Source organism: Paractinoplanes lichenicola (assembly GCF_016785085.1).
GTDB classification, from domain to species: domain Bacteria; phylum Actinomycetota; class Actinomycetes; order Mycobacteriales; family Micromonosporaceae; genus Actinoplanes; species Actinoplanes lichenicola.
Map to the genome: position 1 here is coordinate 168,890 of NZ_JAENHO010000007.1, position 12,716 is coordinate 181,605.

A 12,716-nucleotide genomic window follows, 5' to 3' on the forward strand; every position below is an offset into this window, starting at 1 on the left:
TCCCTATTGACCCGCTGAGCGGGCCGTGCCTAGTGTGTGCCCGTTCACACATTCGACATCGGCGAGTTCGCGCGGCGAAATGTGTGCACGTGCACACATGAGAGGTAAGCGATGCTGCGATTGGGCTGCGACTACAACTACGAACAGTGGTCGCCGACTGTCTGGCGTGAGGACATGGCCCTCATGCGCGAGGCCGGCGTCGACCTCGCCGCCGTCAACGTCTTCGGCTGGTCGAGCGTCGAGCCGCGGCCGGGGGAGTACGACTTCGCCGCGCTCGACGAGATCGTCGGGCTGCTGCACGACAGCGGGATCAAGCTCAACCTCGGCACCGGCACCGCGTCGGCCCCGCCCTGGCTGACCCGCCGGCACCCGGACGTCTTGCCGGTGACCGCGGACGGCACCACCCGCTACCCGGGCGGCCGCCAGGCCTTCTGCCCCAGCTCGCCGATCTTCCGCGAGCACGCGCTGCGGCTGGTCGAGCAGATCGCCACCCGGTACGGCGGCCACCCCGCGCTCGCCCTCTGGCACGTGTCCAACGAGCTCGGCTGTCACAACGCCCTCTGCTACTGCGAGGCCAGCGCCGAGGCGTTCCGGGTCTGGCTGGCCACCCGGTACGGCACTGTGGAGGCGCTGAACAAGGCCTGGGGCACCGCGTTCTGGAGCCAGCGCTACGACAGCTTCGACGAGGTGCAGCCGCCGCGCCTGGCCCTGTCGGTGCGCAACCCGGCCCAGCTCGTCGACTTTCAGCGGTTCTCGTCGGACGAGTTGCTCGACTACTACCGGGCCGAGGCCGCCGTTCTGCGCCGCTTCTCCGACGCGCCGATCACCACCAACTTCATGGTCACTGCGCACATCCGCAACCAGGACTACTGGTCGTGGGCCGCGGACATGGACGTGGTGGCCAACGACCACTACCTGGATCACCGCCTGTCCGACCCGGCGGCCGAGCTGGCCTTCGCGGCCGACCTGACCCGCGGACTGGCCGGCGGGCGGCCGTGGATGCTGATGGAGTCGGCCACCGGCGCGGTCAACTGGCAGCCGTACAACCTGGCCAAGGAGCCCGGGCAGCTGCTGCGCAACACGCTGACCCACGTGGCCCGCGGCGCCGACACGATCTGCTTCTTCCAGTGGCGGGCCTCGGCCCAGGGCGCGGAGAAGTTCCACTCGGCGATGCTGCCCCACGCCGGCGCCGACTCGGCGACCTGGCGCGAGGTGCTCGACCTGTCCGCCGTGCTCGACTCGCTGGGCGAGGTGGCCGGGACGACCGTCGAGGCCGACACCGCGATCGTCTTCAGCTGGGAATCGTGGTGGGCGACCGAGACCGAGGCCCGGCCGTCGCAGGACGTGCGCTACCTCGACCAGGTGCACGCGGTCTATCGGGCGCTGCGCGGGCTGGGCGTGACCGCGGACATCGTGGCGCCGGGCAGCGACCTCGCGCGCTATCGGGCGGTGATCGTGCCCTGCCTGCACATGGTCTCCGACGCGTCGGCGGCCGCGATCGCCGGCTACGTCGAGGGCGGCGGGCGGGCGGTGATCACGTTCTACAGCGGGATCGTGGACCCCGACGACCGCGTACGCCTCGGCGGCTACCCGGGGGCCTTCCGCGAGCTGCTCGGCGTGATCAGCGAGGAGTTCGCGCCGCTGCTGCCGGGACAGTCCGTCCCGCTGGTGAGCGGGGGGCGGGCCACGGTCTGGACGGAGCGGCTGCGCACCACGACCGCCGAGGTGGTGGAGGCGTACGCGGACGGGATGCCCGCCGTGACGCGTAACCACTACGGCGCCGGGCTCGCCTGGTACGTCGCCACCGTGCTCGAGCCGGGCGACCTGCAGAACGTGCTGCGGCAGGCCGTCGGCGACCGCACCGGCGGCACCAGCGACATCGAAATCGTCCGCCGTCGCGGCGACGGGCGCGACTACGTCTTTGTGGTCAACCACGGCGGCAAGGACATCGAGCACCCGATCACCGGCACCGAGCTGGTGACCGGTCAGTCCGTGACCGGGTCGGTGCTCGTGCCGGCCGGTGCGGTCCGGGTCGTCCGGGAGGAAGCATGACGCAGACACTCACTGCTGCTCCGGAGAAACCGGCCCCTGTACCCGCATCGACGGGCAGGGCCGTGCGGCACGGCCGGGCCGTTCCCTTCTTCGTAGTCCCCTTCGGCATTCTGTTCGTCCTGTTCTATCTGCTGCCGATCGGCTACGCGATCGTGCAGTCGCTCTACACCGTCGAACGCACCGGCACGTTCGGGCCGGCTCGCGAGGTCTTCGGCGGCCTCACGCAATATGAGCGCGTCTTTCAGGACGGCGCGTTCTGGACGTCGATCGGGCGGGTGCTCGTCTTCGGCGTCGTGCAGGTGCCGGTCATGCTCGGGCTCGCGTTGCTGCTGGCCCTGCTGCTCGACTCGGGCCTGGTCAAGGGGCGGCGGTTCTTCCGGCTGGCCTTCTTCGTCCCGTACGCGGTGCCGGGAGTCATCGCCGCGATCATGTGGGGCTTCCTCTACTCGCCCAACCTGTCTCCCCTCAAGCCAGTGACGAGCGCGATCGACTTCCTCTCGGCCGACCTCGTGCTGTGGGCCATGGCTAACGTCGTGACCTGGGTCTACGTCGGCTACAACATGCTGATCATCTATTCGGCCCTGCTGGCCATCCCGGCCGAGGTGTACGAGGCGGCGCGGCTCGACGGGGCCGGGCCGTGGCGCATCGCCTGGTCGATCAAGATCCCGCTGGTCATGCCGGCGATCGTGCTGACCACCGTCTTCTCGATCATCGGCACGTTGCAGCTGCTGGCCGAGCCGCAGGTGTTCCGCAGCTTCTCGTCGGCGGTGTCGAGCACGTACACGCCGAACCTGACCGTGTACTCGACGTCCTCGATTCCGAACTTCAACCTCGCGGCGGCGTTCTCGGTCGTTCTCGCGCTGACGACCTTTGTTCTCTCCTTCGTTTTCCTCCGGATCACACAGCGCAGGGGTGACGCATGACCGCGCCGGTTCTCATCAAGCAGCGCGCGCTGCCCACGCTCGTGATGGCCGTCTGCACGCTGTACTTCCTGACGCCGATCTGGTGGCTCTTCGTCGGGGCGAGCAAGAACGCCGACCAGTTCACCAGCACCAACCCGCTGTGGTTCGCCGACTTCGACCTGTTCACCAACATCGGCGACCTGCTCGCGTATCGGGACGGGGTCTTCCTGCGCTGGATGCTCAACAGCATCCTCTACACCGGCGGGGCGGCCCTGCTCGGCACCGTGCTCGCCGCGATGTGCGGCTACGCGCTGGCCAAGTATCGGTTCCGCGGCCGCGAGCTGCTCTTCAACGTCGTGCTGAGCGGTGTGCTCGTGCCGGCCACCGCGCTCGCGCTGCCGCTGTTCCTGATGTTCAGCAAGGTGGACGCGACCAACACGTTCTGGGCGGTGTTCCTGCCCAGCCTGGTCAACCCGTTCGGCGTCTATCTGGCCCGGATCTATGCCACCGCCAGCGTGCCCGACGAGCTGCTCGAGGCGGCCCGCATCGACGGCTCGGGCGAGATCCGCACGTTCTTCAAGGTCGCCACCCGGCTCATGTTCCCGGCCCTGGTCACCATCTTCCTGTTCCACTTCGTCGCGGTCTGGAACAACTTCCTGCTCCCGCTGATCATGCTCAGCGACGAGCGGCTGTTCCCGGTCACCCTCGGCCTCTACACCTGGAACACCCAGGTCAACCAGATCCCCGAGCTGCGTGGACTGGTGATCATCGGCGCCCTGCTCTCGATCACGCCCCTCGTGATCGCGTTCCTTCTCCTCCAACGGTTCTGGCGCAACGGCCTCGGTGCCGGCGCCGTCAAGTAAAGGACACAACATGCGCAAATCCCTTGCCGCTGCCCTGATATCGGTCCTGGCGCTGTCCGCGTGCGGTTCCGGCGACGACTCCTCTTCCGACGGCGCGTCGGCCGCCTCCTGCGCCCCGTCGTCCGGGCCGGTTTCGCTGACCTACACGACCTGGATCCCCGGGATCGAGAACGTGGTCAAGGCCTGGAACGACAAGAACCCGAACATCCAGGTCAAGGTGCAGACCGGCCCCAACGGCAACGGCGGCACCTACCAGAACTTCTTCAACCAGCTCAAGGCGGGCAACACGCCGGACCTCGGGCACATCGAATACGACGCGCTGCCCAGCTTCCGCGTGCAGGACGGCCTGTTCGACGTGGCCTCCTGCGACATCGTGGCGAAGGCCAAGGACCAGTTCATCCCCTGGACGTGGAACCAGGTCAGCTTCGGCGAGGAGAAGACGGCCTGGGGCATCCCGCAGGACTCGGGGCCGATGGCGCTGTTCTACCGGGCCGACCTGTTCGAGAAGAACGGCATCGCCATCCCGAAGACCTGGGAGGAATACGCCGCAGCGGCCGTGAAGGTGAAGGCGGCCGGCGGCTACATCACCAACTTCTCGCAGAGCGACATCAACCAGTTCGCGGGCTTCGCGTGGCAGGCCGGCGGCCGCTGGTTCGCCAACGACGGCCAGCAGTGGACCGTCAACCTGACCGACGACAACACCAAGAAGGTCGCCGACTACTGGCAGGACCTGATCAGCAAGAAGCTGGTCTCGACCGTGCCACCGTGGACCACCGAGTGGGACAACGCCTACAACTCCAGCTCGGCGTGGACCTGGGTCTCCGCGGTGTGGGGGGCCAACTCGATCATGAGCGGCGCTCCGAAGACCGCCGGTAAGTGGCGGGTCGCGCCGATGCCGCAGTGGAGCGCCGGTGAGAACGTCGCGGGCAACTGGGGCGGCTCGGCCACCGCGATCTTCAAGAACAGCAAGCACCCGTACGAGGCCGCGCAGTTCGCCCTGTGGCTGAACACCAGCGAGGAGGCGCTCGCGCTGCTCAACAAGGAGGCCCAGCTCTACCCGGCCACCACCGCCGGAACCAAGTATTCGTACCTGGCCAACCCGGTCGAGTTCTATGGTGACCAGAAGATCTACGAGCTGTTCGCCGAGGCCGCCACCCAGGTGACGCCCGACTTCACGTGGGGACCGACGATGACCTCGACCTACACCAGCGCCTCGGACGGCTTCAAGGCGGCGGTGTCGGGCCAGGGCACCCTGAACGACGCCCTCACCAAGGCCCAGACGTCGACCATCGACACGCTCAAGTCGCAGGCCATTCCCGTCAAGGAGTAACACGCGTTGTTGATCCACCTGCAGGCCGCGGGCACCAGTTTCGTGCTGGACGCCCGCGGCTCGCGGCCGCCCGCCGTCCTGCACTGGGGGGCCGCCCTGGGCGACCTGACCGACGGCGACCTGACCGCGTACGCCGACGCGGCCGTGCCCGCCGTGCCGCCCAGCTCGCTCGACTCGCCGCCCCGGCTGTCGCTGCTGCCCACGCTGGGCGACGGCTGGAGCGGGCGGCCCGCCTTCGCCGGCTCGCCCGGCCGCCCGCGCTGGGAGCTGACCTCGTCCGCCCAGCCCTCGCCGGGCTCGGCGATCCTGACGCTGTCGGCCGGCCCGCTGAGCGTCACCACCGAGATCGAACTGAGCCCGCAGGGCGTCCTGCGGTTGCGGCACACCCTGGCCAACGCCGATGCGGCGGACTTCGACCTCGGCTCGCTCGGGGTGGTGCTGCCGGTGCCGTCGCGCGCCGCCGAGGTGCTCGACTTCGCGGGCCTGTGGGCCTACGAGCGGCAACCGCAGCGCACCCCGCTGGGCCACGGGGTGTGGTCGCGTGAGACCCGGCACGGCCGGCCCGGGCACGACGACCCGTACGCGATGATGCTGGGCACGCCCGGGTTCGCCTTCGGCTCGGGCGAGGTCTGGGCCGTGCACCTGGCGTGGAGCGGCGACAAGGAACTCTGGGCCGAACGCCAGACCCTCGGCGCGACAGTGCTTGGCGCGGGCGAGCTGCTGGCGCCGGGCGAGGTGCGGCTCGCGCCGGGCGGCGAGTACACGACGCCGTGGACAGTCGCGGTGTATTCGGCCGACGGCATCGACGGGCTCTCCCGGCGGCTGCACGACTGGATCCGGTCGCGCCGTGCGCCGCTCAAACCCCGCCCGGTGGTGCTCAACACCTGGGAGGCCGTCTATTTCGACCACTCGCTGGACCGCCTGACCGCGCTGGCCGACGCCGCCGCGGCAGTGGGCGTCGAACGGTTCGTGCTCGACGACGGCTGGTTTCTGGGCCGCACCGACGACAAGCGTGCCCTGGGGGACTGGACGGTCGACCCCACCCGCTGGCCCGACGGCCTGGGCCCGCTGATCGACGTCGTGCACGAGCGCGGCATGGAGTTCGGCCTGTGGCTCGAGCCCGAGATGGTCTCGCCCGACTCCGAGCTGGCCCGCGCCCACCCCGACTGGATCCTGGGCGGTCCCGAAGCAGCGACCTGGCGGCACCAGCTCGTGCTCGATCTGGCCGTGCCCGCCGCCTACGACTACCTGCTCGACAGCATCAGCGCGCTGCTCACGACGTACGAGATCGCCTTTGTGAAGTGGGACCACAACCGGGATCTGCTGCAGGAAGGCTCGGCCCACCGGCAGACGACCGCCCTGTATCGGCTGCTGGCCGAGCTGCGGCGGCGCTTCCCCGCGGTCGAGATCGAGAGCTGTGCCTCCGGCGGGGCCCGCATCGACCTGGGCATCCTCGAGCACGTCGACCGCTTCTGGACCTCCGACACCAACGACGCCCTGGAACGCCAGCAGATCCAGCGGTGGACGAGCGTTCTCATGCCGCCCGAGCTGCTCGGCTCTCATGTCGGCGCGCCCACGGCCCACATCACCGGCCGCACCGGCGCGCTCGGCTTCCGCCTGGCCACGTCGCTCTTCGGCCACGCGGGCATCGAATGGGACCTGACCACGGCCGCGCCCGACGAACAAGCCCAGATCGCGGCCTGGGTTCATGAATACAAACAACGTCGCTCCCTGCTCCACAGCGGCACGGTGGTCCGCTCCGACGGTGACGACCCGAGTCGCCTTGTCCACGGGGTTGTCTCACCCGACCAGCGAACGGCCCTCTTCGCCCTGGTCACGTTGCGCGCCCCCCGTTCCGCTGTTCCTGAGCCCGTACGCTTTCCGGGTCTCGACCCCGACCGCCGCTACACCGTGCGGCCGCTCGAGCTCGGCGGCCCGCCGCGCACCCTGCAGGACGCCCCGCCCCCGTGGCTGGCCACCGGCTCGGTCACCCTGCCGGGCCGGCTGCTGATCGAGGCCGGCTTGCCACCGGGCCTGCTGACCCCGCAACAGGCTGCGCTGTTCACGGTCGACGCGGTCTGAACCTGCTATCCGTTCATCGCCGGCGTCATCCGTGGCTCGATGACGTCGGCGCGCGCCAGGCCGAGCCTGCCTCGCGTCGCCACGATCAGGACCAGGGCAGCCAGGCCGGCGCTGAGGACCATGGCGTGCAGCGAATCGCGGAACAGGTCGAGACGCGGGAAGACCTCCGGCCAGAGCAGCGAGAACACCGTGTTGACATTCGCGTGCACCAGCATGACCAGCGGCAGGCTTTCGCTGCGGTTGAACACCCACGTCAGCACGATGCTCAGCAGGGTCGAGCCGAGCACGAACTCGGCCGGCATCGACCAGTCGACGTCGGGCCAGCCCGCCCACTCGGAGAAGAACAGCGGCAGATGCCAGGCGCCCCACAGCGGGCCGAGCAGCAGCGAGCCCGGCAGCGGGCCGAACCGCGCCTGGATCCGCGGCTGGGCGAAGTCACGCCAGCCCGGCTCCTCGGCCAGCCCGGTGGTCAGCACCTGAAGAACCAGCAGCGGCAGGTAGCCGGCTAACACGGACAGGGCGGGCCAGGCCGCCGCGTCCACGGCACCGGGCAGCAGGAACGTCGACGCGACGGCGGCGGCCGGCACGACCAGCAGCACCCCCGCATACCACCGGAGGCCGACTCGCCATCGGACCAGGCGTCGCGCCCACCGGCGCAGGCCCGACCGGCCCTCGGTTAATGCCGTGACGAGCAGGGCCGAGGTGATCGGGCCCAGATAGGCGCCCGGCAGCACGCCCAGCGTCTGCGAGCTGCCGAGCACGGCCGGGAACCGCCAGGGCAGGACGCCCAATCCGTTGGCCGACAGCACATAGGGCAGCCAGAACAGCCAGGTCAGGCCGAACGCGAGCAGAAAGAAGGTGACGAGTGGACGTCGTTGCGGGAAAGTCATGGCCGGAAGCAGACCACGGTGGACAGGGCCGCAGCACTACGTCTAGGCACCGTCTTGAGGTATAGCTAGGCATACCCCAGATGTATGGCCAAACCCCTTGGGCGGGCCGGCGAGGCCCGGCTAGCTTGGCCCCCGTGTCCGCACTCACCGCAATGCGAAGTCGTCGCTTCCTCACCACCTCGTGGCCGTGGCGATCGCTCGCCTTCCTCGTGACCAGCGTCCCCCTCATCGTGGTGACGGCGGTGCCGCTCGGGTTGTTCGCGGCGCCGTGGATCATCCTGATCCGCCGGCTGACCACCGGGCGCACCGACGCCCTGGAAGCACTCCTTCTTCTGATCGCGGGCGCGATTCTGCTGGTCGGTCTCGGCCCCTATGTCGCCTGGCCGCTGGCCCGGCTCGAGCAGCGGCGGCTGCGCATCGCCGACAGCCGGCTGCTGCGACTCAGCCCCTCACGGTGGCGGCGATTCGCCTACGCGGTCCTGCTCGTGACCGCGGTCCCTGTGGTCTACGGCGTGCTGGCCGTCATCGAGATCCTGGTCGTGGTGCTCGCGCTCAGCCCGCTGCTGGTCGACGACGGCCCGATCTCGTTCGCCGTGCTCACCATCGCCAGCCCCGGCCAGGCGGTGCCTTATGCGATCGTCGGCGTCGTGGCCCTCGTCGCGATGCCCTACCTGATCGTGGCCACGGCCGGGGCCCATGCGGCGGCAGCTCGTGCCTTGCTGCACACGGGATCGGGAGAGGAGCTGCGCGCGGAGCTCGTCGAGGTGTCGCAGTCGCGGGCCCGGCTGGCCGACGCCTTCGAGGCCGAGCGCCGCCGCATCGAGCGCGACCTGCACGACGGCGCGCAGCAGAAGCTGGTCGGCCTCACGCTGCAGCTCGGCCTGGCCCAGCTCGACCTGCCCGACGACTCGCCGGCCTCGGGACCGGTGGCCACCGCCCACAAACAGGCCAAGGAGCTGATGGAGGAGTTGCGCGAGCTCATCCACGGCATCCGCCCCCAGGTGCTCACCGACCTCGGGCTGCCGGCCGCCCTGCGCGATCTCGCGGGGCAGGCGCCGATCCCGGTGCAGGTCCACGCCGAGTTGCCGTCCCGGCCGCCCGAGCATGTGGAGGCCACGGCCTACTTCGTCGTGGCCGAGGCCCTGGCCAATGTGGCCAAGCACAGCGGAGCCACCACCGCCGTCGTCGAGGCCCGAGAGAGCAAGGGGAGGCTGATCGTCGAGGTGCGCGACGACGGTCGTGGCGGAGCCGATCCGGACCGCGGCACGGGGTTGACCGGCCTGGCCGACCGGGCTGCCGTCGCCGAGGGCCGCATGTTGCTCGCCAGCCCGCCCGGCGGCCCGACCAAGGTCCGAGTGGAGTTGCCATGGACGAGCTGAAGCCGGTGAGAGTAGTGCTCGCGGAGGACGGTGTTCTTCTGCGGGAGGGTTTGGCCGGGCTGCTGGGGCGATTCGGGTTCGAGGTGGTGGCCGCGGTCGGCGACGGCGAGGCGTTGCAAGCCGCGGTGGCTGAAGTCGGTCCCGATCTTGTGATCACCGACATCCGGATGCCGCCGAGCTTCACCGATGAGGGGCTGCGGGCCGCCGTACGACTGAGGCGTGCTCATCCGGGGCTGGCGGTCGTGGCGCTCAGCCAGTTCGTGCAGGAGGGCTACGCGACCGAGCTGATCGAGTCGGGCGGGCATGTCGGCTACTTGCTGAAAGATCGCGTGGTCGACGTCGAGGATTTCGTGAACTCGCTGCGGCGGGTTGTCGCGGGCGAGACGGTGATCGATCCCGAGGTGGTGAAGCGACTGCTGGCCCGGCGCAACGATCCGGTGTCGCTGCTGTCCACGCGGGAGCGAGAGGTGCTTGCCCTGGTGGCGGAGGGGCAGTCCAATGCGGCGATCGCGCGGCGGCTTTCACTGTCGGAGGCCTCCATCGGCAAGCACGTCGGGAACATCCTGGCCAAGTTCGCCCTCCCACCCGACGACGACACCAACCGCCGCGTGCTGGCCGCACTCACCTACCTGCGCGGTGACCCGCCATAGCCGTCGCCGAGGTAGGGCATACGTGGGGTCCTCCGTCGCCTACGCTGAGGCCGGTGGACCAGGCGGTGCGGATCGAGACGGCGGGCACGGCGTCGGCCCGGGCGGCGGCTCGTGTGCTCGTCCGGAGCCACGCCGAGTATCCGGCGTTCCGGCACCTGTTCCCGCGTCCCGGGCAGCGCCGGCGGGTGCTGCGGCCCTTCCTCGAGACGACGGTTCGGGACACGGCGCGCCACGGTCGCCTCGACGTCGCGCTGATCGGCGACCGCGTCGTCGGGACGGCCCTTTGGATGCCGCCGGGGGCCTGGCCCGCCTCGGCCGGGCGCAGGGCGCGGATGACGCCCGCGCTCACGGTCGCGTTGCTGGCCGCCGGGGGCCGGGCCCGTTCGTGGTTGCGCACCGGGGCCGCGCTGGACGCGGACATCCCCGACGGGTGGTATCTGATCGCCCTGGGCATCGAGCCGTCGGCCCAGCGGCGGGGCGTGGGACGTCGCCTGGTCGAGCCGGCGTTGGTGCGGGCCGACGCCGAGGGTGCGGCGGTCGGGCTGCACACCTCCGACCCGGCCAACGTCGACTTCTACACGCGCTTCGGGTTCGTGGTGACCCGTCCGTTCGGGGAGCTGTTTCCGGGCGGCCCGGCGTACTTGACGATGCGGCGGTCACCCGAGAAGTAGGAGCCGCGCCGGTCCCGCTGGTGGCCGCGGCAGTTGGTGGGCCGGGGTCAGCGGGGGCGACGGTTGGTGGGCGGGGCGGCGGTTGCTGGGCCGTTGACCGCGACGGCGGCGGTTGGTGGGCCGGGATCAGCGGGGGGCGGCGGTTGGTGGGCCGGAGTCAGCGGGAGCGGCGGTTGCTGGGTGGGTTGTCGTCGATGATGGCGGTGAGGGCGGCGGTCAGGGCCGGGAGGTCGACGCCGGTGAGGTGGTCCATGACGATGCGGCGGACGCTTTCGAGGTGGGCCGGCCAGGCGGACTGGAGGCGGGCGAAGCCGGCGTCGGTCAGGACTGCGCGGCTGCCTCGGCCGTCCTGGGCGATTTTCTCGCGGCGGACGGTGTTGTCGCGTTCCAGGCGTTCGATCAGGCGGGTGAGGCCGCTGAAGCTGATCTGCACCAGGTCGGCCAGCTCCGACATGCGCAGGGCGCGTCCGGGCGCCTCGGAGAGGAACATCAGCACGAGGTATTCGTTGAGCGTCAGCTTGGCCCGGTCGAGCAGGTCGGCGTCCATGATGCGGGGGAGCGCCACGATGATGCGGGTGAGCGCCCGCCACGCGGCGTCCTCGTCCGGACTCAGCGGCTGAGGGTCTGCCGCGTCCGCCGTCACGTTTTGCAGGCTATCAAGGCGGTAGAGGGGCACGGGCTTCAGCTTTCAATCTTGCATGATCTGTTTGTTTGTACAAACATACACGGTATGACAGTGGTGAGTAGCGAGTCCGGGGTGCTGCACGTTCCTGCCGGCGAGGGGCTGGTCAAGTGGATGTCGGGGGACGTCCTCACGTTCAAGGCGACCAAGGCCGAGACCAACGGCTCGCTGGCGTTCATGGAGGCGCTCGTTCCCCCGGGTGGCGGGCCGGTGGCCCACCTGCACCCGCATTCGGATGAGGCCTTCTATCTGATCGACGGGGCGCTCGAGTTTCTCGACGGCGAGCGGACGTTCATCGCGGAGCCGGGGTCGTTCGTCTACATTCCGCGCAACCATCGGCACCGGTTCAAGAATCTGGAGAAGACGGATGCCCGCCTGGTCTTCCTCTTCACGCCGGCCGGGCCCGAAGACCTGTTTCTGGAGGGTGCGGACGATCCGATCCCGGGGCAGCGGCCCGAGAACTGGACTCCGGAACGCTTCGCCCGGCTGACGGACATCGTCGAGCGCACCGGCGACATCATGCTGCCGGAGGGGCGATGAGCACGCGGCGCGCCGTCGTCGCGGGGGCGGGTGGCGGGCTCGGCCGGGCCACCGTGGTCGCCCTGCGTGAGGCGGGCTTCGAGGTGGTCGCGGTGGACCGTAGCGCCGGCAAGGTGGGCGACCTGGCGGCCGAGGTCGCCGACGTCACGGATCCGGCGGCGGCCAAACCGCTCATCGATCGGATCGTGGCCCGGTTCGGCGTGCCCGACGTTCTGGTCAACACCGTTGGTGCGCACGCCCTTGGCGACTTCATGTCGGTGACTCCGGAGAGCCTGGCCGCCCTGATGAGCGTGAACGTCGGCCCGGCGCTCTGGTTGACCCAGGCCGTCGCCCCGCACATGATCGGCCGGGGCGAGGGGGCCATCGTCCATGTCGGAGCTCGGGCGGGTATCGAACCCGCCGCGGGCAGCGCCGCCTACGGCAGCACGAAGGCAGCCCTGGCTCACCTCGGGCGCGTTCTCGACCTGGAATTGCGCCCGCAGGGAATCCGGGTGGCGGTCGTCCTGCCGAGCCTCATCGCGACCGCGGCCAACAAGGCGGTCCTGCCGCCTCAGCTGCTGGCGCACGCCGCCGCGCCGGAGAGGGTTGCCGAGCTGATCGTCTCCACGGTCACCGGCGAGCCCGCGCCGGCCGGGGAGTTCCTCGTGCCGGTGGAGGAGAAAGTATGAGGGGGAG

Annotated in this window: 12 protein-coding genes; 10 read left to right on the top strand and 2 right to left on the bottom strand. The window is 70.1% G+C overall.

What is annotated here, in order from left to right; all coding sequences use genetic code 11:
- Positions 1 to 111: 111 nt before the first annotated feature.
- Genes JKJ07_RS25095 through JKJ07_RS25115 form a run of 5 tightly spaced genes read left to right on the top strand, consistent with a single transcriptional unit; the run spans position 112 to position 7,229 of the window.
- On the top strand, positions 112 to 2,052 hold the full coding sequence (locus JKJ07_RS25095; RefSeq protein ID WP_202994216.1) for a beta-galactosidase: 1,941 nt from the start codon (positions 112 to 114) through the stop codon (positions 2,050 to 2,052).
- The gene (locus JKJ07_RS25100) at positions 2,049 to 2,975 is read left to right on the top strand and encodes a carbohydrate ABC transporter permease (protein ID WP_202994217.1); all 927 of its coding nucleotides are present in this window, start codon (positions 2,049 to 2,051) and stop codon (positions 2,973 to 2,975) included. The genes JKJ07_RS25095 and JKJ07_RS25100 overlap by 4 nt, the downstream gene beginning before the upstream one ends.
- Positions 2,972 to 3,817 carry a carbohydrate ABC transporter permease gene (locus JKJ07_RS25105; protein ID WP_202994218.1) on the top strand — a complete coding sequence of 282 codons (846 nt, stop codon included), beginning with the start codon at positions 2,972 to 2,974 and terminating at the stop codon, positions 3,815 to 3,817. The genes JKJ07_RS25100 and JKJ07_RS25105 overlap by 4 nt, the downstream gene beginning before the upstream one ends.
- Positions 3,818 to 3,827: 10 nt before the next feature.
- Positions 3,828 to 5,147, top strand: coding sequence for an ABC transporter substrate-binding protein (locus tag JKJ07_RS25110; RefSeq protein WP_202994219.1), 1,320 nt, complete (start codon positions 3,828 to 3,830; stop codon positions 5,145 to 5,147).
- Positions 5,148 to 5,153: 6 nt separating this feature from the next.
- Positions 5,154 to 7,229: an alpha-galactosidase gene (locus tag JKJ07_RS25115; protein ID WP_202994220.1), complete on the top strand. Its 2,076-nt coding sequence runs from the start codon at positions 5,154 to 5,156 to the stop codon at positions 7,227 to 7,229.
- Between the two features lie 5 nt (positions 7,230 to 7,234).
- Here JKJ07_RS25115 and JKJ07_RS25120 read toward each other — a convergent pair whose 3' ends face one another.
- Positions 7,235 to 8,119, bottom strand: a complete 885-nt coding sequence (locus tag JKJ07_RS25120) for a CPBP family intramembrane glutamic endopeptidase (RefSeq protein ID WP_202994221.1) — start codon at positions 8,117 to 8,119, stop codon at positions 7,235 to 7,237.
- A 134-nt stretch (positions 8,120 to 8,253) separates the two neighbouring features.
- Between JKJ07_RS25120 and JKJ07_RS25125 the strand changes: the two genes are divergently transcribed.
- Genes JKJ07_RS25125 through JKJ07_RS25135 form a run of 3 tightly spaced genes read left to right on the top strand, consistent with a single transcriptional unit; the run spans position 8,254 to position 10,819 of the window.
- Complete coding sequence (locus JKJ07_RS25125; protein WP_307834397.1) at positions 8,254 to 9,498, top strand: sensor histidine kinase; 1,245 nt, start codon at positions 8,254 to 8,256, stop codon at positions 9,496 to 9,498.
- Positions 9,486 to 10,148, top strand: coding sequence for a response regulator transcription factor (locus JKJ07_RS25130; RefSeq protein ID WP_236029858.1), 663 nt, complete (start codon positions 9,486 to 9,488; stop codon positions 10,146 to 10,148). Before JKJ07_RS25125 ends, JKJ07_RS25130 begins: the two co-directional genes overlap by 13 nt.
- 53 nt (positions 10,149 to 10,201) lie before the next feature.
- Entirely contained in the window at positions 10,202 to 10,819 is a 618-nt protein-coding gene (locus JKJ07_RS25135; protein ID WP_202994223.1) for a GNAT family N-acetyltransferase, read from the top strand.
- 157 nt (positions 10,820 to 10,976) lie between these two features.
- Here JKJ07_RS25135 and JKJ07_RS25140 read toward each other — a convergent pair whose 3' ends face one another.
- Positions 10,977 to 11,462: a MarR family winged helix-turn-helix transcriptional regulator gene (locus tag JKJ07_RS25140; RefSeq protein ID WP_307834398.1), complete on the bottom strand. Its 486-nt coding sequence runs from the start codon at positions 11,460 to 11,462 to the stop codon at positions 10,977 to 10,979.
- 87 nt (positions 11,463 to 11,549) lie between these two features.
- Between JKJ07_RS25140 and JKJ07_RS25145 the strand changes: the two genes are divergently transcribed.
- Together JKJ07_RS25145 and JKJ07_RS25150 are read left to right on the top strand one after the other, a co-directional pair.
- On the top strand, positions 11,550 to 12,041 hold the full coding sequence (locus JKJ07_RS25145) for a cupin domain-containing protein (RefSeq protein ID WP_202994224.1): 492 nt from the start codon (positions 11,550 to 11,552) through the stop codon (positions 12,039 to 12,041).
- Complete coding sequence (locus JKJ07_RS25150) at positions 12,038 to 12,709, top strand: SDR family NAD(P)-dependent oxidoreductase (RefSeq protein WP_202994225.1); 672 nt, start codon at positions 12,038 to 12,040, stop codon at positions 12,707 to 12,709. Before JKJ07_RS25145 ends, JKJ07_RS25150 begins: the two co-directional genes overlap by 4 nt.
- Positions 12,710 to 12,716: the final 7 nt, after the last annotated feature.

Excerpts from the sequence above, each read along its gene's own strand:
- JKJ07_RS25130 (WP_236029858.1), top strand. The coding sequence starts at position 9,486 with ATGGACGAGCTGAAGCCGGTGAGAGTAGTGCTCGCGGAGGACGGTGTT.
- JKJ07_RS25150 (WP_202994225.1), top strand. The coding sequence starts at position 12,038 with ATGAGCACGCGGCGCGCCGTCGTCGCGGGGGCGGGTGGCGGGCTCGGC.
- JKJ07_RS25095 (WP_202994216.1), top strand. The coding sequence starts at position 112 with ATGCTGCGATTGGGCTGCGACTACAACTACGAACAGTGGTCGCCGACT.
- JKJ07_RS25100 (WP_202994217.1), top strand. The coding sequence starts at position 2,049 with ATGACGCAGACACTCACTGCTGCTCCGGAGAAACCGGCCCCTGTACCC.
- JKJ07_RS25105 (WP_202994218.1), top strand. The coding sequence starts at position 2,972 with ATGACCGCGCCGGTTCTCATCAAGCAGCGCGCGCTGCCCACGCTCGTG.
- JKJ07_RS25120 (WP_202994221.1), bottom strand. The coding sequence starts at position 8,119 with ATGACTTTCCCGCAACGACGTCCACTCGTCACCTTCTTTCTGCTCGCG.
- JKJ07_RS25145 (WP_202994224.1), top strand. The coding sequence starts at position 11,550 with ATGACAGTGGTGAGTAGCGAGTCCGGGGTGCTGCACGTTCCTGCCGGC.
- JKJ07_RS25110 (WP_202994219.1), top strand. The coding sequence starts at position 3,828 with ATGCGCAAATCCCTTGCCGCTGCCCTGATATCGGTCCTGGCGCTGTCC.